This is a genomic window from Sphingomonas sp. GC_Shp_6 (assembly GCF_026540835.1).
Classification (GTDB): Bacteria; Pseudomonadota; Alphaproteobacteria; order Sphingomonadales; family Sphingomonadaceae; genus Sphingomonas.
Genome location: NZ_JALNUO010000002.1, coordinates 90,902 through 110,848 on the forward strand (window position 1 = coordinate 90,902; position 19,947 = coordinate 110,848).

20 protein-coding genes are annotated in these 19,947 nt (G+C 68.6%); 5 read left to right on the top strand and 15 right to left on the bottom strand.

What is annotated here, in order from left to right; genetic code table 11:
• The first annotated feature begins 62 nt into the window (after positions 1-62).
• The 3 genes from lipB to OXQ95_RS03145 all read left to right on the top strand — a co-directional run bounded on the left by lipB (position 63) and on the right by OXQ95_RS03145 (position 2,044).
• Positions 63-728: a lipoyl(octanoyl) transferase LipB gene (gene lipB / locus OXQ95_RS03135; protein WP_267379537.1), complete on the top strand. Its 666-nt coding sequence runs from the start codon at positions 63-65 to the stop codon at positions 726-728.
• Positions 729-821: 93 nt separating this feature from the next.
• Positions 822-1,100 (top strand): hypothetical protein, encoded by a 279-nt coding sequence (locus OXQ95_RS03140; protein ID WP_242096168.1) that lies wholly within the window; start codon positions 822-824, stop codon positions 1,098-1,100.
• A gap of 209 nt (positions 1,101-1,309) precedes the next feature.
• Positions 1,310-2,044 (top strand): hypothetical protein, encoded by a 735-nt coding sequence (locus OXQ95_RS03145; protein ID WP_267379540.1) that lies wholly within the window; start codon positions 1,310-1,312, stop codon positions 2,042-2,044.
• Between the two features lie 191 nt (positions 2,045-2,235).
• On the opposite strand, the gene queE is transcribed toward OXQ95_RS03145, so the two are convergent.
• From queE to OXQ95_RS03180, 7 genes are all read right to left on the bottom strand, one after another.
• A complete protein-coding gene (gene queE, locus OXQ95_RS03150) occupies positions 2,236-2,868 on the bottom strand; it encodes a 7-carboxy-7-deazaguanine synthase (protein ID WP_267379543.1) in 633 nt (210 codons plus the stop codon).
• Positions 2,869-2,875: 7 nt separating this feature from the next.
• Entirely contained in the window at positions 2,876-3,568 is a 693-nt protein-coding gene (queC, locus tag OXQ95_RS03155; protein WP_267379546.1) for a 7-cyano-7-deazaguanine synthase QueC, read from the bottom strand.
• Positions 3,569-3,715: 147 nt separating this feature from the next.
• Positions 3,716-4,627: an Hsp33 family molecular chaperone HslO gene (locus OXQ95_RS03160; protein WP_267379549.1), complete on the bottom strand. Its 912-nt coding sequence runs from the start codon at positions 4,625-4,627 to the stop codon at positions 3,716-3,718.
• 109 nt (positions 4,628-4,736) lie between these two features.
• Positions 4,737-5,654, bottom strand: a complete 918-nt coding sequence (argF, locus tag OXQ95_RS03165) for an ornithine carbamoyltransferase (protein WP_267379552.1) — start codon at positions 5,652-5,654, stop codon at positions 4,737-4,739.
• Between the two features lie 103 nt (positions 5,655-5,757).
• On the bottom strand, positions 5,758-6,954 hold the full coding sequence (locus OXQ95_RS03170) for an aspartate aminotransferase family protein (protein WP_267379554.1): 1,197 nt from the start codon (positions 6,952-6,954) through the stop codon (positions 5,758-5,760).
• Positions 6,955-7,046: 92 nt separating this feature from the next.
• Positions 7,047-9,035, bottom strand: coding sequence for a DNA topoisomerase IV subunit B (gene parE / locus OXQ95_RS03175; RefSeq protein ID WP_267379557.1), 1,989 nt, complete (start codon positions 9,033-9,035; stop codon positions 7,047-7,049).
• A gap of 292 nt (positions 9,036-9,327) precedes the next feature.
• On the bottom strand, positions 9,328-10,002 hold the full coding sequence (locus OXQ95_RS03180; RefSeq protein WP_267380069.1) for a GcrA family cell cycle regulator: 675 nt from the start codon (positions 10,000-10,002) through the stop codon (positions 9,328-9,330).
• Positions 10,003-10,066: 64 nt separating this feature from the next.
• Between OXQ95_RS03180 and OXQ95_RS03185 the strand changes: the two genes are divergently transcribed.
• Entirely contained in the window at positions 10,067-10,918 is an 852-nt protein-coding gene (locus OXQ95_RS03185) for an ABC transporter permease (protein ID WP_242096160.1), read from the top strand.
• Between the two features lie 302 nt (positions 10,919-11,220).
• On the opposite strand, the gene OXQ95_RS03190 is transcribed toward OXQ95_RS03185, so the two are convergent.
• The 3 genes from OXQ95_RS03190 to OXQ95_RS03200 are packed head-to-tail and all read right to left on the bottom strand — an operon-like array spanning position 11,221 to position 13,609.
• The gene (locus tag OXQ95_RS03190; protein WP_242096159.1) at positions 11,221-12,006 is read right to left on the bottom strand and encodes a LysR family transcriptional regulator; all 786 of its coding nucleotides are present in this window, start codon (positions 12,004-12,006) and stop codon (positions 11,221-11,223) included.
• On the bottom strand, positions 12,003-12,401 hold the full coding sequence (apaG, locus tag OXQ95_RS03195) for a Co2+/Mg2+ efflux protein ApaG (RefSeq protein WP_242096158.1): 399 nt from the start codon (positions 12,399-12,401) through the stop codon (positions 12,003-12,005). The genes OXQ95_RS03190 and apaG overlap by 4 nt, the downstream gene beginning before the upstream one ends.
• Positions 12,398-13,609, bottom strand: coding sequence for an aminotransferase class I/II-fold pyridoxal phosphate-dependent enzyme (locus OXQ95_RS03200; RefSeq protein WP_267379568.1), 1,212 nt, complete (start codon positions 13,607-13,609; stop codon positions 12,398-12,400). Before OXQ95_RS03200 ends, apaG begins: the two co-directional genes overlap by 4 nt.
• A 77-nt stretch (positions 13,610-13,686) precedes the next feature.
• On the opposite strand from OXQ95_RS03200, the gene OXQ95_RS03205 reads away from it, so the two are divergent.
• Positions 13,687-14,919, top strand: coding sequence for a phospholipid carrier-dependent glycosyltransferase (locus tag OXQ95_RS03205; protein ID WP_267379571.1), 1,233 nt, complete (start codon positions 13,687-13,689; stop codon positions 14,917-14,919).
• Here the strand turns inward: OXQ95_RS03205 and OXQ95_RS03210 are convergent.
• From OXQ95_RS03210 to OXQ95_RS03230, 5 genes are all read right to left on the bottom strand, one after another.
• Positions 14,916-16,013 carry a glycosyltransferase family 2 protein gene (locus OXQ95_RS03210; protein WP_267379575.1) on the bottom strand — a complete coding sequence of 366 codons (1,098 nt, stop codon included), beginning with the start codon at positions 16,011-16,013 and terminating at the stop codon, positions 14,916-14,918. The genes OXQ95_RS03205 and OXQ95_RS03210 overlap by 4 nt on opposite strands.
• Complete coding sequence (gene leuB / locus OXQ95_RS03215; RefSeq protein WP_267379577.1) at positions 16,010-17,053, bottom strand: 3-isopropylmalate dehydrogenase; 1,044 nt, start codon at positions 17,051-17,053, stop codon at positions 16,010-16,012. The genes OXQ95_RS03210 and leuB overlap by 4 nt, the downstream gene beginning before the upstream one ends.
• Positions 17,054-17,081: 28 nt before the next feature.
• Entirely contained in the window at positions 17,082-17,813 is a 732-nt protein-coding gene (gene recO, locus OXQ95_RS03220) for a DNA repair protein RecO (RefSeq protein ID WP_242096153.1), read from the bottom strand.
• A gap of 120 nt (positions 17,814-17,933) precedes the next feature.
• Entirely contained in the window at positions 17,934-18,791 is an 858-nt protein-coding gene (locus OXQ95_RS03225; RefSeq protein ID WP_267379581.1) for a GNAT family N-acetyltransferase, read from the bottom strand.
• The gene (locus OXQ95_RS03230) at positions 18,779-19,738 is read right to left on the bottom strand and encodes a polysaccharide deacetylase (RefSeq protein ID WP_267380070.1); all 960 of its coding nucleotides are present in this window, start codon (positions 19,736-19,738) and stop codon (positions 18,779-18,781) included. The genes OXQ95_RS03225 and OXQ95_RS03230 overlap by 13 nt, the downstream gene beginning before the upstream one ends.
• Between the last annotated feature and the right edge of the window lie 209 nt (positions 19,739-19,947).

The window sequence follows — 19,947 nt, forward strand, 5'->3', positions numbered from 1 at the left end:
GCTTGCCCCGACGCCTGCCCCGACGCTTGCAAGCGCGCCGCTTCGTGCGCAGATGCGTGGTCGTGACCGATCCCATCGCCGATCCCGAATGGCGCATCAGCCCAGGGCTGATCCCGTATGCCGAATCGCTGGCGGCGATGGAGGCGCGCGCCGCCGCGGTCGCGGTGGGCGAGCAGCGCGAGCTTGTCTGGCTGCTCGAACACCCGCCCGTCTATACCGGCGGCACCAGCGCGGACGCCGCCGAGCTGATCGATCCGCGCTTTCCCGTCGTCGAGACCGGGCGCGGCGGGCGCTACACCTATCATGGGCCCGGCCAGCGCGTCGGCTATCTCGTGCTCGATCTCGGGCGGCGGGGGCGTGACGTGCGCGGGTTCGTCCATGCGCTCGAGGATTGGGTGATCGCCGCGCTCGGCGATCTGGGCGTGACCGCGTTCAGCGTGCCCGGCCGCGTCGGCATCTGGACGCGAGACGGCGGCGCGGAGGCCAAGATAGGCGCGATCGGCGTGCGGGTGAAGCGCTGGGTGACGCTCCACGGCTTTGCGGTGAACGTTGCGCCCGATTTGTCGCATTTCGGCGGGATCGTGCCGTGCGGCCTCGCCGAATTCCCGGTCACCAGCCTTGCAGCACTGGGCCGGAACGCGGATCTGGCAGCATTCGACGCGGCGCTGGCGGCCAATCAATCGCACTTCCTCCAAACTCTTTCTTCGTCGCGACAAAACGAGGCTTGAGGGCGGAAGCGCTTCGGTTTAATGTCCACTGTGATTTGGGTATTAAAGGGGCGACCCGCGCCGTCCAAATCCTCTATCCAAGGGAGCTATCCAATGCGTGCACTCATTTCCAAGGTCCTGACCGGTTCGATGATCGCCGGTGCGGCACTCGCGGTTTCGGCTTGCGGCCCGAAGACCGATACGACCACCGAGAACACGATGGTCACCGACATGAACTCGACCGAGGGCATGGACACGATGTCGGACAACATGACGGCGGTCGACGGTGCGTCGAACGGCGGCATGATGGCGAACGACACGATGGGCAATGGCGGCATGATGGCGAACAGCACCATGACGACCACCAACACCACGACCACGAACGCGATGTAATCAACCCGCCAGGGTTGATCGCGTCTTCGGACGGAAAAGGGCCGACCGGGCGACCGGGCGGCCCTTTTTTCGTGCGCCGCATTCCCGCCGGATCGTTGCGCAGCCGTAGCGCCGTTCCGAGCCCCCGCTGCGACGGATCGTGGTTAAAAAGCATTTGGGCCGTCGCGCGAAATGCCTTAGATTCCACCCCTGTTCCCGGGGAGGGTAAGATGCGTAACGTGCGTTCGGCGGCCATATCGGCTGCATTGGTGATGGCGACGACGGCGAATTCCGCCTCCGCCCAGTTCTTTCTTCAACCGCACGACATGAGCGGCCAGCCGGTGCGCGGCGACGAGGCCGATATCGGGCTCAACATGCCGGGCGCGACGCCCGCCGAACAGCGCGCGGCGATGATCTGGACGATGCGTTCGGCGCTGAACGTCGCCGCGCTGCAATGCCAGTTCGAGCCCACCCTGCTCGTCGTGTCGAACTACAACGCGCTGCTCACCGATCACAAGGACGAACTGAAGACCGCCATGGACGGCGTGAGCAAATATTACACGCGCATGGCCAAGACCAAGAAGGCCGGTCAGGACGCGTTCGACCAGTTCAACACGCGCAGCTATTCGGCTTATGCCACCGTCAACGCGCAGTATAATTTCTGCCAGACCGCCAATTCGATCGGCCGCGAGGCGATCTTCACGCCGCGCGGCCAGCTCGGCGCGCTGGTCGAGGGGCGGATGCGCGAGCTGCGCAACAGCCTGACGCCCTGGGGCGAGCAGCGCTTTCCGCGCTATATCGGCCGCGACACCGCGCAGGTGAAGCTGCCTCGGCTCGATGCGATCTGCTGGGACAAGAAGGCCAATTGGGTCGAGAAGAAGTGCGGCCCGATCAACTGGCCACCCGCCATGGCACCGGCCGCGGTCGCCGTGGCGGCGCCGGCAAATGCGGTGGCGTCGCAATAAGCCCCCCGCCCCCATCCCCGCACCGGCGGGGATGGGGGCGGAGTTCGATGAGCTTACTTCGATCCGTTCGCCCCGAGCAGGTCGAAGGGCCTGTTCAGAATGCGAAGGCGCGCCTGCGGAGAGCGTGCCTCTACAGGCTCAGCACGAACGGATCTCGTGATCCGGTCAAGCCGATGCCCTCCGCTTCAGGCTCAGCGCAGCCCGAGCATCTTGTGCGTCTGGAGCGACAGCCGCCATTGCGGCCGGTCCATCACCAGCGCGATCGCCGCCGCCACATTTGCCGCGCCGTTCGCATCGTCCATCGGCTGGATCAGCCGGTGGGTGAAATCCCAGCGCTCCGCCGCATCGAGATCGCTGCCCGCCTGCGGCCATACGAGCTTCAGCTCGTCGCCCCGGCGCTGCACGACCACGCTGCCCGCCTTGGGGCTGACGCAGACCCAGTCGATCCCCGGATGCGCCGGCAACGTGCCGTTGGTCTCGATCGCGATCCGGAACCCGGCGGCGTGGAGCGCATCGACCAGCGCATCGTCGATCTGGAGCATCGGCTCGCCCCCGGTGAGCACCACGAATCGGTTCGTGCCGCCATCGCCCCAGTGTCGCACCACATCGGCGACGAGCCCGGCGGCATCGACGAACTTGCCGCCGCCCAGGCCATCGGTGCCGACGAAATCGGTGTCGCAGAAGCGGCAGATCGCGGTCGCGCGGTCCTGTTCGCGGCCCGACCACAGGTTGCAACCGGCAAAGCGCACGAACACCGCGCGGGCGCCGGCGTTCACGCCCTCGCCCTGGAGCGTCAGGAACATCTCCTTGACGGCATAGCTCACGGGGCCCTCAATCCGGCCGAACGGCGTAGACCGTGGGATCGGCCACGCCCGCTTCCTCGAAGCCGCGTGCGCGCAGCCGGCAGCTGTCGCACAGCCCGCAATGCTCGCCCGCCGGAGTCGGATCGTAGCACGACCAGCTCAGCCCCATGTCGAGCCCGAGCCGCTGCCCCTCGCGTACGATATCGGCTTTGCTCATCATCTGCAGCGGCGCCCGGATGCGGAAGGGATCGCCCTCGACGCCCGCCTTGGTGGCCAGTTCGGCCAGCGCCTCGAAGCCGGCGATGAACTCGGGCCGGCAATCGGGATAGCCCGAATAATCCAGCGCATTGACGCCGATGAACAGGTCGTGCGCCCCAGCCGCCTCCGCCCAGCCGAGCGCGAGGCTGAGAAAGATCGTGTTGCGCGCGGGCACATAGGTGACGGGGATGCCCGGCTGCACGCCCTCCTTGGGCACCGCGATGTCGGCGGTGAGCGCGGAGCCGCCGAATGCCGACAGATCGAGCGGCAGGACGATGTGCCGCTCGGCACCGATCGCCTCGGCGACGCGCGCCGCGGCGGCGAGTTCGATCCGGTGGCGCTGGTTGTAATCGACCGAGAGTGCGAGCAGACGGTAACCGTCCGCCACCGCGGAGGCGGCGGACACCATCGAGTCGAGCCCGCCCGAGACGAGCGCGACCGCAAGGGGCTTGGGAGATGTCATGATCCCCACGCCGCTAGGCCCGCTCCGCCGCCATCGCAAACAAAAAAAGGGCCGCACGGTGGCGGCCCAGGCAGGCCTTGCGGCCGATTGGGAGAAAAGCGTGCCGAAAGCACCACCCCTCTGTTGCAGAGGAAGGTAAAGGACGCGTTACGAAACGCCCACTTCCTCCGCCGGCACCGGAAAGACGCTGGCGCAAAAGGCGCAGTCGACGCGGATCATGCCGTCCGCATCCGCCATCTCGCGCCGTTCCTCGACGCCGAACTTGGCCAGCACGCCCGCGATATGCTCGGCGGTGCAGCGGCACCCGCGCGCCAGCCCGGTCGTGGCGAGCACGCGGACATCCTCCTCGTTGAACAGCCGCCATACGAGCGTTTCGAGCGCGATCGCGGGCGCTGCGAGCTCGTCCGCGCCCATGGTGAGCCCCAGCGCGGCGACATGCTCCCATTCGGGGTGGTCGAGCTTGGTGTGCAGCCGCTCGCGGCCATCCTCGCCTTCGGGCAGATGCTGGAGGAACAGGCCGCCCGCGATCGTGGTGCCGTCGGCGCGCTTGTCGATACCGACGCGGACGAGGCTGGGGATCTGTTCGGACTGGATAAAATAGCTTTGTGCCGCCGCCGACAGCGTCTCGCCGTCCAGCGGTACGATGCCCTGATAGCGCTCGCCGCTGGTTTCCATGTCAAACGTGATCGCGAGATAGCCCTGGCCGAACAGCGCGAAGAGCGTGGGGTTCTCGGGCGCCTCGGCCAGCTTGTCCGCGTCATATTGGATATAGCCGCGCAGCTCGCCGCCGCGATAGTCGCAGACGAGCAACTGGACGACGCCGCTGTCGCTGCGCGTCTGCATCGTCAACTGGCCGCCGGCGTCCTTCAACGTCGATCCGATCAGCGCGCACAAGGTCAGCGCCTCGGCTAGCAGCGCCTCGATCGCGGGCGGATAGGCGTGCGCCCACAGGATCGTGTCGAGCGTCGGCCCCAGCCGAACGATCCGCCCCCGCGCATGGCGCAGCGGGATCGCGAAGCCGAGCGCGCGATCGGTGTCATCGGTAATCGGTCCGTCCATCCGTCATCCCCGCGAAAGCGGGGATCCCGCTTCTTCCTTCACCGCCGCGTCGAGCAGCGGAATACCCGCGTTCGCGGGCATGACGGAGATAGGGAGATACGCTCCCCGATCAACCGATCTGCCCGAAGCACCAGCGCAGCACGCTCTTCTGCGCGTGGAGCCGGTTCTCCGCTTCCGCCCAGATCAGCGATTGCGGGCCGTCGATCACGTCCGCCGTCACCTCTTCGCCACGATGCGCGGGCAGGCAATGGAGGAACGCCGCATCGGGCTTGGCCGCCGCCATCAGCGCGGGCGTCACCTGATAGGGCATCATCGCCGCCAGCTTCGTGTCGGCATGCGCCTGGCCCATCGAGATCCAGGTGTCGGTGACGACGATGTCGGCGCCCTCCACCGCCTCGCGCGGATCCGCGACGATCCGGGCACGCCCCCGGCCGGCGATCACCGCCTCCTCCTCGGGCTGGAAGCCCTGCGGGCAGGCGGCGACCACGTCGAAATGCATCAGCCCCGCGGCCTCGACGATCGAAGCGAGCACGTTGTTGCCGTCGCCCAGCCACGCGATCTTCAGGCCGGGCAGCGCCTTGCCGCGCTCCACGATCGTCAACAGGTCCGCCATGATCTGGCAGGGATGCGAGGCATCGGTCAGCCCGTTGATGACGGGGATACCGGCGTGATGCGCCATCTCGTCCAGCTTGGCGTGATCGTCGGTGCGGATCATGATCGCGTCGCAATAGCCCGACAGCACGCGTGCGGTATCCGCGACGCTTTCGCCGCGTCCCAGCTGCATGGTGCCGGCATCCATGACGATGCTCGATCCGCCGAGCTGACGGATCGCCATGTCGAACGACACGCGGGTGCGGGTCGAACTCTTTTCGAACACCATCGCGAGCGTATGGCCGGCGAGTGGCGCGTCGGCATCGGCGCGCCCCTTGGGCCAGCCGGCGCGCGCGGCCTTGCGATCGATCGCATCGGCCAGCATCGCCGCGATGCCGTCCGGCCCCGCATCGGACAGGTTCAGGAAATGGCGCATCTCAATTCTCCCCCCATGACGACCGGGGATCACGCCGCCCTGCCCGGCGGCGCCCGCTCGCGATGGTCCGCTTCGTCGCTCCCCGCATCGGAGCCTGTCGTTCTCAGTCGTCCGCCGCCGGCACATAGACGCGCGCGGCGGTGGCCAGCTTGTCGAGGCATTCGACGACATGGCTCTCGTCGATCACCAGCGGGGGCAGGATGCGCACGACGTTCCCGCCCGCCGCGACCAGCAGTAACTGATGGTTGTCGCGCGCATGCGCCACGAAATCGCGCGGCTCGACGCCCGCCTTCAGCTTCAGCCCCAGCATCAGCCCGCGCCCGCGCACGCCCTCGAACACATGGTCGTGATTGGGGATCAGTTGCTCCAACCCGCCGCGCAGCCGCTCGCCCATTGCCTCGACCTGCGCGAGGAAGCCGTCTTCGAGCATCACGTCGAGCACCGCCTGCCCCGCCGCCATCGCCAGCGGATTGCCGCCATACGTAGAGCCGTGGGTGCCGATCACCATGCCCTTGGCTGCGCGTTCGGTGGCGAGGCAGGCGCCCAGCGGAAAGCCGCCACCGATGCCCTTGGCGATGGGCATGATGTCGGGTTCGATGCCGTAATGCTCATAGGCCCACATCTTGCCCGTCCGGCCATAGCCGCACTGCACCTCGTCGAGGATCAGCAACAGGCCATGCTCGTCGCACACCCGACGCAGGCCCTGGATGAATTCGGGCGTGGCAACCGAGACGCCGCCCTCGCCCTGGATCGTCTCGACCATGAAGCCGGCGGTCTCGTCGTCGATCAGCGCCAAGGCGGCCGCCAGATCGTTGAACGGCGCATAGGCGAAGCCGGGCAGCAGCGGCTCGAAGCCGTCGCGCATCTTGGACTGGTTGGTCGCCGAGATCGCGCCCATCGTCCGCCCGTGAAACGCGTTCTCGAACGTGATGATCGTGTGGCGCTGCGGATTGCCTTCCGCGAAATGGAAGCGGCGCGCGGTCTTGATCGCGCATTCCACCGCCTCGGTGCCCGAATTGGTGAAGAACACCGTGTCGGCGAAGCTGTTGGCGACGATCCGCTCAGCCAGCGCCTCGCCCTGCGGGCTGCCGTACAGGTTGGAGACGTGCATCAGCGTGGCGGCCTGTTCGGCGATCGCCTTCACCAGATGCGGATGGCCATGGCCCAGCGCGTTGACCGCGATGCCCGCCGCCATGTCGAGATAGCGCGTGCCGTCCTCGCCGATCAGGTGACAGCCCTCGCCGCGCACCGGACGCACGCCGCACCGCGGATAGACGGGCATGAGCGGGGTGATGGCCACGGGCGCTTCCTTCCTCGAAACGAAAAGGGCGGCCCGTGGAGGACCGCCCCAAAGCCGTTCAATACGGGCGATCGCACCCGCGAATCAACACCTCACGCGTCGATCGCCTCCTCGTCCATCCGCGCGGCGTTTTCCTGGATGAAGGCGAAGCGGTGCGCGGGATTCGTGCCCATCAGCCGATCGACCAGATCCTTCACGCCCGCGCGCTCCTCATATTCCTGCGGCAGCGTGATGCGGATCATCGAGCGCGTCTTGGGATCCATCGTGGTTTCGCGGAGCTGGATCGGGTTCATCTCGCCCAGCCCCTTGAAGCGCGACACCTCGACCTTCTTGCCCTTGAACGCGGTGCGCTCCAGCTCGGCACGGTGCGCGTCGTCGCGCGCATAGAGCGATTTCGCGCCCACTGTCAGGCGATAGAGCGGCGGCTGCGCAAGATAGAGATGCCCACGACGGACGAGATCGGGCATCTCCTGGAAGAAGAACGTCATCAAAAGCGTGGCGATGTGCGCGCCGTCGACATCGGCGTCGGTCATAATGACGATCCGTTCGTAGCGCAGCGTATCGGGCGTACAGTCCTTGCGCGTGCCGCAGCCGAGCGCGAGCGTCAGGTCGGCGATCTCCTGATTGGCGAAGATCTTGGCGCTGGTGGCAGACGCCACGTTCAGGATCTTGCCGCGGATCGGCAGGATCGCCTGCGTCTTGCGGTCGCGCGCCTGTTTCGCCGAGCCGCCGGCCGAATCGCCCTCCACGATGAAGAGTTCGGTGCCCTTGGGGTCGTCCGCCGAACAATCGGTCAGCTTGCCGGGTAATCTCAGCTTTCTCGCAGACGTCGCGGTCTTGCGCTTGACCTCGCGCTCCTGCTTGCGCCGCAGGCGCTCGTCCATCCGTTCGAGGACGTAGCCCAGCAGCGCCTTGCCGCGCTCCATATTATGGCCGAGCCAATGGTCGAAATGGTCGCGCACCGCCTTTTCGACCAGTCCCGCCGCCTCGGGCGAGGTCAGCCGGTCCTTGGTCTGGCTCTGGAATTGCGGCTCGCGGATGAAGACCGAAAGCATCAGTTCGCTGCCGACCATCACGTCGTCGGCGGTGATGTCCTTGCCCTTCTTCTGGTGCACCAGCTCGGCAAAGGCGCGAAGCCCGCGCACCAGCGCCTGACGCAGCCCCTGTTCGTGCGTGCCCCCATCGGGCGTGGGGATGGTGTTGCAGTACCAGCTGTAGGATCCGTCGCTCCACAGCGGCCAGGCGACCGCCCATTCGACGCGCCCCTGCTCGGCACCGTCGGTCCTGGGAAAGTCCTGCGACCCGGCGAAGAAATCCGCGGTCGCGCATTCGCGGCCGGCGATCTGCTCGCGCAGGTGATCGGCCAGGCCGCCGGGAAACTGGAACACCGCCTCGGCCGGCGTATCGTCGGTGAGCAGGTCGGGCGCGCAATGCCAGCGGATCTCGACGCCCGCGAACAGATACGCCTTGGATCGCGCGAGCCGGTAGAGCCGCTGCGGCTTGAAGCTCAGCTCGGGCCCGAAGATCTCGGCATCGGGCGTAAACGCGACCGAGGTGCCGCGGCGGTTGGGCGTCGGGCCTACCGTCTCCAGCGGCCCGAGCGTCAGCCCGCGCGCGAATCGCTGGCGATAGAGCTGCCGGTCGCGCGCCACCTCCACCACCGTGTCGGACGACAGCGCGTTGACCACCGACACGCCCACGCCGTGCAGGCCGCCGCTGGTGGCATAGGCCTTGCCCGCGAACTTGCCGCCCGAATGGAGCGTCGACAGAATCACCTCGAGCGCCGACTTGCCGGGAAATTTGGGGTGCGGATCGACCGGGATGCCGCGGCCATTGTCGACCACGGTCAGCCGGTTGCCGGGCTCCAGCGTGATCTCGATCCGCGTCGCATGGCCGGCGACCGCCTCGTCCATCGCATTGTCGAGCACCTCGGCCGCCAGATGGTGCAGCGCGCGCTCGTCGGTGCCGCCGACATACATGCCGGGGCGGCGGCGGACCGGCTCCAGCCCCTCCAGCACCTCGATCGACGATGCGTCATAGGCGGGTGTGGATTTGGAACCAGCAAACAGATCTTCGGCCATGAAGGGATTCATGGGCTACGTGTGGCGTGAGGGCAAGCGCGACGGTTTTTTGGTGAGCCAGGCGGGAACGACATTGTTCCCCGGCGAAGGCCGGGGCCCGGGTGGGAAGGCCATCGTGACGAAGGGCTGCGCTTCGCAACACATGTCCCCAACTGGCCCCGGCCTTCGCCGGGGAACAGGAGTGCCACGGGCTCTCCACCACGCACCATGGGCAAAGCCCATGATGTCGGACGCGGCTTTCGGCCGCGCCGGCCAGGCGGACCGCCGCTATGCGTCGGTAAAGCCTTGGGCTTTACCGTACGCGCGGTCCGCCGAACGGGAGCGGCGGCGGCGGGCGGCGGTCGCGGCGGGGGAGCTGCGCCTGATAGGCATGGCCGCAATGATCCACGCAGTACGGGAAGCCCGGATTCACCTTGTCGCCGCAAAAGTGAAAGTCGGGCTCGCCGGGATGGCCGAGCGGCCATTTGCAGATGCGGTCGTTCAGATCGAGCAGGCTCGTCTTGCCCGCCATGTCGGCCGAGGGCTTGGCCGGCACGAGACGGCGCGGCGGCGCGGGCGTGCTGGGGGGCTGTTGCTCGCCGGGCGCCTGGCGCAGGAAGCCGCCGGGGCCGACCGAGCGCAGGATCGGTTGCGGGGGCCGCACGGGTGCGGGCTCCTCGGCGTCCATGTCCTCGTCGGCGGGGGGTGCCGCGACCGGGGCCGGCGCGGCGCGGACCGGTTCCGGCTCGGGTTCGGGCGGCGGGGGTGGCACCACGACCGGCGGCGGCGCGGGTTCGACCGCGACCGGCTTTGCCTCGGGCTCGTTCGACTTCACCGGCGACGGGCGCGACTGGAGGCCCAGCCGGTGCGCCTTGCCGATCACCGCGTTGCGGCTGACGCCGCCAAGTGCCTCGGCGATCTGACTCGCGGTCTGCCCGCCCTCCCACATCGTCTTGAGCGTATCGATCCGCTCGTCCGTCCACGACATCGTCGTCATTCCTCGTCTTTCGTCGCCTTGCGGGCGGCAGCGGCAGCGATTACCGCCCATCTTCATGAGCAGCCAACCCCAAATCGGCGAATTGCAGTCGGCGGTGCGTTCCGCCCCCGGCGTGCCCGTCATCCGCAACGTGAACTGGGGCGGCCTTCGTACGCTCTATATCAAGGAGGTGCGCCGGTTCTTCAAGGTCCACCTCCAGACGGTGTGGGCGCCCGCCATCACCACGCTCCTCTATCTGGTGATCTTCACGGTCGCCACCGGGGGCAAGCGGCCGGTCTTCGTCGGCGGCTATCAGGTGCCGTTCGCCGATTTCATCGCGCCCGGCCTGATCGTGATGGGCATGCTGCAGAACAGCTTCGCCAATTCCAGCTTCTCGCTGCTCGTCGGCAAGATCCAGGGCACGATCGTCGATTATCTGATGCCGCCGCTCTCGTCCGCCGAACTGCTGTTCGCGCTCGTGGCGGGCGCGGTGACGCGGGCGTTCTGCGTCGGCGCCGCGGTGTGGCTGGCGATGGCGATTTGGCCGGGCGTGCACGTCACGCCGCATGCGCCGTTCGCGATCCTGTGGTTCGGGCTGCTCGGGTCGGTGTTCCTGGCGCTCGTCGGCATCCTCACCTCGATCTGGGCCGACAAGTTCGACCATGCCGCCGCGGTGCAGAATTTCGTGATCGCGCCGCTCACCCTGCTGTCGGGCACCTTCTATTCGGTCGACCGGCTGGCCCCCGCCTTCCGCGTAGCGAGCCACCTCAACCCGTTCTTCTACATCATCTCGGGCTTTCGCTACGGCTTTCTCGGCATCGCCGATTCGCCCGTGATGCTGGGCGGCGTCGCGATCCTGGTGGCCGATCTGGTGCTGGGCGGCGTGGTCTATGCCGCCCTTCGCGGCGGGTGGAAGCTGAAGAACTAGCGGGATCGCTATCGCGCTGATGGATGTGGTCACGCGGAGGACGCGGAGCAGGTGCGCCTGGCGCACCATCGAGACCTTACCTCACCCCGTTCGCCCCGAGCCTGTCGAAGGGCCTGTGCCATACGCAAACGCACGGATGCGCAAAGCGTGCTTAGACAAGCTCGGCACGAACGGAGTGGGTGATGGAATCAAGTGGTCGTCATCCCGCTCCGATCACCGGCGGTTAGAGCCAGCACTCCCGAACGCGCGCCACTTCCGTGCCTCCGCGTGAACCACGCCCCACGCGGCCTCGCCCCGGAGGTTCAGCCCGTCAGCGCATCCACCAGTGCGCGCACCTTCTTCTGGCGCCACTGCGGCAGCGGCGCGACCAGCCAATAGCCGCTGCGCGACGGGCGCGGTTCGCCGATCGCGATCAGCCGTCCCGCAGCCAGATCGGGCGCGGCGAGCAATTCCGGCACCGTCGCCCGGCCCAGCCCCGCGGTCGCCGCGTCGATCGCCAACCCCGCATCGGCGACATGCACCAGCGCCGCCGCCTCGTCCGGCCCGCCGATCCAGGCAATGGCCGCATCCGCGCCGCCCGGCCGCGCGACCGTCACCAGGCCTTCGGAGGCGATCGCCTCGCCCTCATGCCCGCCCGGTCCCTCGCCCCAGCGGATCGCCAGATCGAGATTGGCTTCGGTGAAATCGACGCCCTCGTCCGCGCTCAGCAACACGAAGCGCAGATCGGGATCCGCCGCCGCGATCGCCGCGAGCCGCGGCATCAGCCACTTCTCGGTCACGTCGCGCGGCGCCGCGATCGTCAGCGACTTGGACGATTGCCCCGCCTGCATCGCGCGCACCGCTTCCTCGAACTGGAGGAACCCACCGCGCAGCGCCGGCAGGCCGCCCTCCGCCTCGGGCGTCAGTTCCAGCCCACGCGTAGTGCGGCGGAACAGGACCACGCCCAGCGTATCCTCCAGCGCGCGAATCTGCTGCCCTACCGCCGCAGGAGTGACCGCGAGTTCGTCCGCCGCCCGCGTGAACGACAGGTGCCGCGCCGCCGCATCGAAGACTCGCATCCCGTTCAGCGGCAGGTGAGTCCGTTTCACGGGGTCACCGCAGGCGCGAGCAGGGCGAACCGCGGAATCTCGACATCGAACACGTCGCCGCGCTCGTCCACCATGCGATAGCTGCCCTGCATCGCGCCCGTCGGCGTGGCGAGCGGGCAGCCCGAGACATAGTCGAAGCTGGCGCCGGGCTCGACGAGCGGCTGTTCGCCGACTACGCCCTCGCCCTCCACGGTGTGGCGCGCGCCGCGGCCGTCGGTGATGACCCAGTGCCGCGTCAGCAACTGCACCGCGCCCGCACCGTCGTTTTCGAGGCGGACGTGATAGGCCCAGAACCAGCGGCCGCGATCGGGCTCGGACTGCTCGGGCAGATAGCTGACCGACACGCGCACCGTCACCCCGCGCGTCGTCTGCGCATGGGGAAAGAGCGCCTTCACAGCCCCGCGACCGTCAGCGCCTGGTCGAGATCGGCGATCGTGTCGCGCACATCCTCCAGCCCGACATTGAGGCGCAGCAGCCCCTCGGTCACGCCCATCTCCAGCCGCTTGTCCTCGGCGACGCCCGCATGCGTGGTCGAGGCCGGGTGAGTCATCAGCGAGCGCGAATCGCCGATATTGTTCGAGATATCGACGAGTTCGAGCGCGTCGAGCAGCGCATGCGCCTGGGCGCGCCCGCCGGGCACCTCGATCGCGAGGATCGGCCCATAGGCGCCCAGCATCTGCCGCGCCGCGATCGCATGCTGCGGATGGCTGGCGAGGCCGGGATAGAGCACGCGCGGCACGCGCTGTTCCAGGAAGCTCGCCACTGCCATCGCGTTCTCGGACTGGCGGCGGATGCGCAAGTCGAGCGTCTCCAGCCCCTTCAGCACCACCCAGGCGTTGAACGCGGATAGCGTCGGCCCGGTGTTGCGCGTGAAGGGCAGCAGCGTGTTGTCGATGAAATCCTTCGTCCCGCACACCGCGCCGGCCAGCACGCGGCCCTGCCCATCCATCATCTTGGTCGCGCTATAGGCCGTCACATCCGCGCCGAAATCCATCGGCCGCTGCAGCGCGGGCGTGGCGAAGGCGTTGTCGACCACGGTGACGATCCCGCGTTCGCGCGCGATCGCGCACACCGCGGCCAGATCGGCGATGTCCATCGTGGGGTTGGCGGGCGTCTCGAAGAAGAACACTTTGGTCTCGGGCCGGACGGCATCGATGAACGCCTGCGGATCGCGCGCGTCCACGATCGTGGTACCGATGCCGAATTTGGGCAGCAGCGTGTCGGTCAGCCAGCGGCACGAGCCGAAGGCGGCGCGGCCGCCGACGAGATGGTCCGCGGTCTGGAGCTGGCACAGCAGCGCCGCCGTCATCGCGGCCATGCCGCTCGCCATCGTACGGCACGCCTCGGCCCCCTCCAGCAGCGCGATCCGCTCCTCGAGCATCTCGACCGTGGGGTTCTGAAGGCGCGAATAGGTCATTCCCGCCTGCTCGCCCGCGAAACGCGCGGCGGCGTCGCCCGCGCAATCATAGGCATAGCCCGAGGTGAGGAACAACGCCTCCGACGTTTCGCCATATTCGCTGCGGGCGGTGCCGCCGCGGATCGCCTGCGTCGCAGGGTGCCACTGGCGGGTGATTTCGCGGTCCTGGCCGGTCTTGCGCTTCATGCCACGCGCTTTGCCCGCTCGCACGGACGGCTGCAAGGGAGCTTGCCGCCGGGCGCGGATGCAGGAACAAGGGCGCGGTGCCCCGCTTCTTCCGCCGCCCCCTGCCCGCCGCGCTGGCGATCGGCCTGATCGCGCAGGCGCTGTTCTGCTGGCGGCTGACCACGCCGCACCAGCTCGTGTTCGACGAGATCCATTATGTGCCCGCCGCGCGCACGCTGCTGACGCTCGGACATCCTGCCAACATCGAGCATCCGCTGCTCGGCAAGATCCTGATCGCGCTCGGCATTCGGCTGTTCGGCGATGGGCCGCTCGGCTGGCGGATCCTGTCGACCGTCGCCGCCAGCGCCGTCGTGACGGGCAGCTTCGCCATCCTCTGGCTGGTGTTCCATCGGCTGCGCACCGCGACGATCGGCGCCTTGTTGGTGATGCTCAACTTCACCGTGTTCGTGCAGGCGCGGATCGCGATGCTCGACGGATTTCTTGCCGCCTTCGTCGTGCTGGCGATCGCGGCGATGCTCTGGAGCGCGCGGGGCAAGGGCGCGGCAGTGTGGTGGCGCTGGGTGCTGGGCGCGATTCTGCTGGGCCTGGCGGTCGCGTGCAAATGGGCGGCGGTGCCCTATCTCGCCTTCGCCGCGGCGGCGTTCGTGGCGGTGCGCCGGCGCCACCCTGCGGCATGGCCGGGGCTGCCGACGCTCACCGCGCTCGCGCTGCTGGGGATTGCGAGCGGGGTGGCGTATCTCCTCACCTTCGCGCCCGCCTTCTTCTATGCCGACGAACCGCTGACGCTCGCGACGCTGATCCCGTTCCAGGCGACGATGTACGCACAGCAGGTGCAGGTGCTGCCGCATCATGTCTACCAATCCGCCTGGTATGGCTGGCCGCTGATGCTCCGGCCGATCTGGTATTTCTACGAAGTGGCCGATGGCGCGCAGCGCGGCATCCTGCTGCTGGGCAATCCAGCGGTGATGTGGGGCGGCCTCGTCGCGGTGGCCGCCTGCCTGTGGGCGGGCGCGCGCGGGAACGGCAAGGCCGGGGCGATCGGCCTGTTGTGGCTCGGCTCCTATCTGATCTGGGCGATCATCCCCAAGTCCCTGGGATTCTATTATTATTACTATCTGCCGAGCATCTGGCTGCCGCTCGCCATCGCCGCCGCGTTCGATCGCGAGCGTGCGAGCGGGGGCTATTGGGACGAGGCGTTCGTGCTGGCGGCGGCGGTGCTGTTCATCCACTTCCACCCCATCCTGTCCGCCGCGCCGCTCGCCGGCCCGCAGGCGTTCCACCGCTGGATGTGGTTCGGATCCTGGGTCTAATAACGGCCCCAGGTGAATTTGGACGACAGCACGTAATTCCACACCGCGCCGATCAGGATGCCGGCCAGCGCCGACGTCGCCGCGGTGCCGTCGCGCGCGTCGTAGAGGAACGCCGCGATCCCGATATTGGCGACCACGCCCACCGCGCACACCGCGCAGAAGGAGATCCACCCGTCGAACAGCGCCCGCGCGCCCTTCAGCCGGCGATCGCGATAGGTCAGCATGTTGTTCAGGAAGAAATTGAACGTCATCGCCGCCACCGCGCCCAGGATCTGCGCCGGCAGGAACGCGCTGCCCAGCAGCATCGCCGCGCCCAGCACGCCCATGTGCACGCCGATGCCGAGCACCCCGATCGCCGAGAACATCGCAAAGCGGACCGGCACGAAGCGGCCGAACTTGCGATCGTAAAGCGCGATGAGATATTCCATCGCGACGACGTGATCGAGCTTGCTCTCCCCCTCCGTGCGCACGCGGAAGGTGTAGGGCAGCTCGGCGAAGGCGAGCGGCTGCGGCGCCGCGGTCATGATGTCGAGCAGGATCTTGAAACCGATCGCTGCGATCTTGGGCACCAGGCGGCGCACGACGGGCGTGCGGATCATGAAGAAACCGCTCATCGGATCGGTGAGATCGGCTTTGAGCACCCGCCGCGAAAGCCTTGTCGCGAATGCCGATTTGGCGACGCGGTCGCGGTCCCACTCGCCCGTGCCGCCACCCGGGACGAAGCGCGAGCCGACCACCAGATCGAGCGCGGGCTCGCCCTGCAGCAGATCGAGCATCCGCGGCAGCAGCGTCTCGTCATGCTGGAGATCGCCATCGATCACCGCGACGATCGGCGCCGCGGTCGCGCACATCCCCTCGACACAGGCGGAGGACAGGCCGCGGCGGCCGATCCGCTGGATCACCCGCACCCGCGCATCGACCCGGCCGATCGTGCGCGCGGCGTCCGCGGTGCCGTCGGGGCTGTCGTCGTCGACGAAAATCGCTTCCCACCGCCGGCCGGCGAGCGCCTGATCGAGCCTCGCGACCAAGGTCGCCACATTGCCCGATTCGTTGAACGTCGGGATGACGACCGCGAGTTCGAGCAGTCCGCTCACAAGCCCTGGAGCACCGCGTCGGTCATCGCATCGGTGGAAAGCGCGCCACCCAGATCCGCCGTCCGCGCGCCGCCGCGGATCGCCATCGCCACCGCCGCCTCGATCCGGTCCGCCGCATCCGCCCGGTCGAGCGAGTGCCGCAACATCATCGCCGCCGACAGGATCGCGGCGCAGGGATTGGCCAGGCCCCGCCCGGCGATATCGGGCGCGCTGCCGTGGATCGGCTCGTACAGGCCCTTGCCCGATCCATCGAGCGCGGCCGAGGGCAGCATCCCGATCGAGCCGGCGCACATCGACGCCTGGTCCGACAGGATGTCGCCGAACAGATTGCCGGTGACGATGACGTCGAACTGGCCGGGATCGCGAACGAGCTGCATGGCGGCGTTATCGACGTACATATGTGACAGGGCGATGTCGGGATATTGCGCGGCCGTCTCGATCACCACGTCGCGCCACAATTGCGACGTCTCGAGCACGTTCGCCTTGTCGACCGACAGCAGCCGCCCCTTGCGCGTGCGCGCGGTCTCGAACCCGACGCGTGCGATCCGCGCCACCTCGGCCTCGTCATAGCGCATCAGGTCGTATCCCTCGCGCAGCCCGTCCGCCAGGGTGCGACGGCCCTTCTCGCCGAAATACACGTCGCCGGTCAGCTCGCGGACGATCACCATGTCGATCGTCCGCGCGATGGCGGGCTTGAGCGCCGAGGCGTCCTCCAGCCCCGCGAACAGCTTGGCGGGGCGCAGATTGGCGAACAGGCCGAGTTCCTTGCGCAGGCCCAGGATCGCCTGTTCGGGCCGCAGCGCGCGTTCGAGCCCGTCGAATGCCGGATCGCCCACCGCGCCGAACAGCACCGCATCGGCGCGGTGCGCGAGCGCGAGCGTCGCGGGCGGCAGCGGATGCCCCGCCGCGCGGTACGCCGCGCCGCCCACGGGCGCCGCCTCGAAGACCAACCCGAGGTCGAGCGTGTCGAGCACGCGGCGCGCCGCGGCGGTGACTTCGGGGCCGATGCCGTCGCCGGCCAGGATCGCGATCAGGGTCATGGATCATGCCTTGCCGGGTGCACCCGAATCACGCAACCGCCCTCTTCAGCCGATCGATCAGCCGGGCACGGCCCGCGGCCACGCGTGCCTGGCGCTCGATCAACAGGTCGCGTTCGAGGAAATGGCCGGTGATGCGCAGCGCCGCGAAGATCGCGGGCCAGTCCGCCGCGCCGCCAAGCCGCAGAAAATCGGGAAGCGGCAACAGCTTCGCCTCGTAGCCCATCGCGGCCCCTGCGCTGACCGCCGCGCCGCTCCGGGGGCTGACATAAGCGAGATCGCTGGTCGCGCCGGTCGCCACGCAGGAATCGAGATCCAGCCCGAAGCCCAGCTCGGCGAGCAGCAGCAATTCGTACCGCGCCAGCGCCGCCGCCCAGTCGCGTGCGGCGGGTGCCGCGGCCACCGCGTCCAGCAGGCCGCCCAGCGCGTCGTACACGCGCGGATAACGCTGCGCCTCGGGCAACACCGCCGCCGTCAGCGCGCAGGCCCAGGCGATCGCATCGGCGGCGAGCGGCTCGCCGTGAAGCGCCGCGCGGCTGACGAGCAGTTCGGGAACGAGGCCGGCAAGCTGCTCTCCGGTACGCGCGCGCCATTCGCCCCGGATCAGGTTGGCGGGCAGCAGCACCGGCCGCAACTGGCGCGACCGGCCGCCGCGCACATAGCCGGGCTGCAACCCGTCATCGCGGGTTAGCGCACGCACCACCGCCCCGTTCTCGCCGTGCAGGCGGACGGCCAGGACAATGGCTTCGGCGACGATGTGCATCGCGCGCTTCTAGGTGGGATCGGGGGTCGGGCATAGGTGGCGCCGGTGGGTAGCGGCACGAAGGTGAAGGTTCGCGCGGAGGCGCGGAGATGGTTCGAGCGCGGCAGCGCTCACCCCCCCTTAACGCCGCACCCGCCGTGCCAGCGCGGCCAGGCGCGGCGACGCCGCCCGGCGCTTCGCCCAGCCGACCGCGCGATCGAACCCGGACAGCGCCGCGAGCAGGCCGCGGTTGGCAAGCGTCGGGCGCAGCAGCAGCAGGTCGACGCAATCGGTGCTCCCGCTGGCGAGCTGGCGCTTGTGCTGCCCCTCGCCTTCGGTGAAGTCGAAATGCGTGAAGCGATCGGCGAAGAGATCCCGCAGCGCCGCCATCTGCAGCACCGCACCGGGCGAACGATCGGAAAAGGCGGGATCATGGCCGACATGATCGTAGCGAAGCACGTCGCCATCGGCGGTGCAGCACAGATAGGCGGCGGGCACGCCCTCCACCACCATCAGCCATGCCCGCACCCGGTCTTCGGCCGCCAGCGACAGCAGGGGCGCCGGATCCTGCGGCAGCCCCGATCCGAGCAACCGCTCCTGATAGGTCGTCGCCGATACCGCGCGGGCGAGCGGATGAAAGGCGGCGACCTCGCGCGGTGTGCGATAGGCGCGCACCTCGCCGCCGAGCTTGCGCGTCTTGCGCCCGAGCCCCGAGCGGACGTTGCCGGACAATCCCGCGAACCAGGCGGGTTCGTCCGCCAGATCGACATGATAGCGGCGATAGCGTTGCCGAACGGTGGCGAGCAGCCCGTGCGTATTTAGCGCTGCGGCAAGATCGGCGTGGAGCGACGTCACCAGATAGCCGTCCGCACCATCCAGCGGCGGAAGGACGGGCACGACGCCGGCGAGCACATCGGCGAGCGACAGCGGCACGCGCGCCAGCCGGCGCTCGACGCGCGCGAACGTCCTTGCGCCGATCTGGAATTTCAGCGCGACCATCGGCGCTCGGACACCCAATTGGACCAGAGCTGCTCCGCCTGACGCAAGCGGCGGCGCACCGCGCGGGGCGGCAGCGGGCGGTCTTCGCGGTCGAGCGGCAAGGCGGGGCGATCGGCGAAATGCACCGTCGGCAGCACCGCGCGCCGCGCCGCGAGCATGCGGCACAGCGCGTCGAACCGGCGGACATGCACCGCATTCGGCCGCGTGCCCGCGCGGTTCGCGAGTTCGAAGCCATGGCTGACGATCGTCACCGCGGCATGGCCCCGGCGCACCGCATGGTCGAGCGCCGCGCGCGCCTCGTCGGTAGACAGCGCACAAAGCTGGAAGGTGCGAAGCCGGCCCGCCCCATCCTCGATCGTCGTGACCGGCAGCTCGATCACCCCGCGGCGCAGCGGTGCGATCCGGTTCGCGGGCAGGCCGATCCGGCTGAACCGCGGCGCCTCCGCGCCATTGTGACTGCTGTCATAGACGAAGCCCAGCCGATCGAGCGCGGCGAGCGTGGCATCGTCCGCGGCATAGCTTCCCGCACGAAACGCGATCGGCGGCGGCGCGCCGGCCGCGATCAGCAGTTCGGTCGCCTGCGCGATCAACGCGACCTGCTCGCCGGCATCATAGTCGAACAACTCGAAGCGCGCATGCGATCGGCCGCGATCGCCCACCGTCGCGCCCGACCAATTGGCATGGAGGTGAAGCTGCACCTCCTGCCCCGCCGCCAGGATCGCCTCCACCAGCCGCGCGATCGGCGCGATGCCGAAGAGCAGCGCGGGCATCGGATCGACGAAGAAACACGCCTTCAGGCCATGCCGCTGCAGCACCGCGAGCTGATAGCCGATCCCCACCCCCGCCGGCTCGATCGAGCGCGCATGGATCGCCGCGCCGTCCAGCCCCGCGCGATGGTGACGCCAGGCATATTCGGTGTCGATCGTGAGGAACACGGGCGTCGGCATGCTCATGTCATAACCGCGTCGCGTGAAGAAAGCGTGCGGTTCTGGTTCGGCGCTCCAAGCTGATCCGACTTTCGATTCTTCGGCCGGATCCCGATAGGGCGTTTCGAGGCTCATCGGTGCTTCGACCGGTCGGCAATACCGGCTTCTCCGGCATCCTCATGACTTGGTGTGCGACGACAAGGGCGCCGTTGCCTGCAGGACTGGCCCCT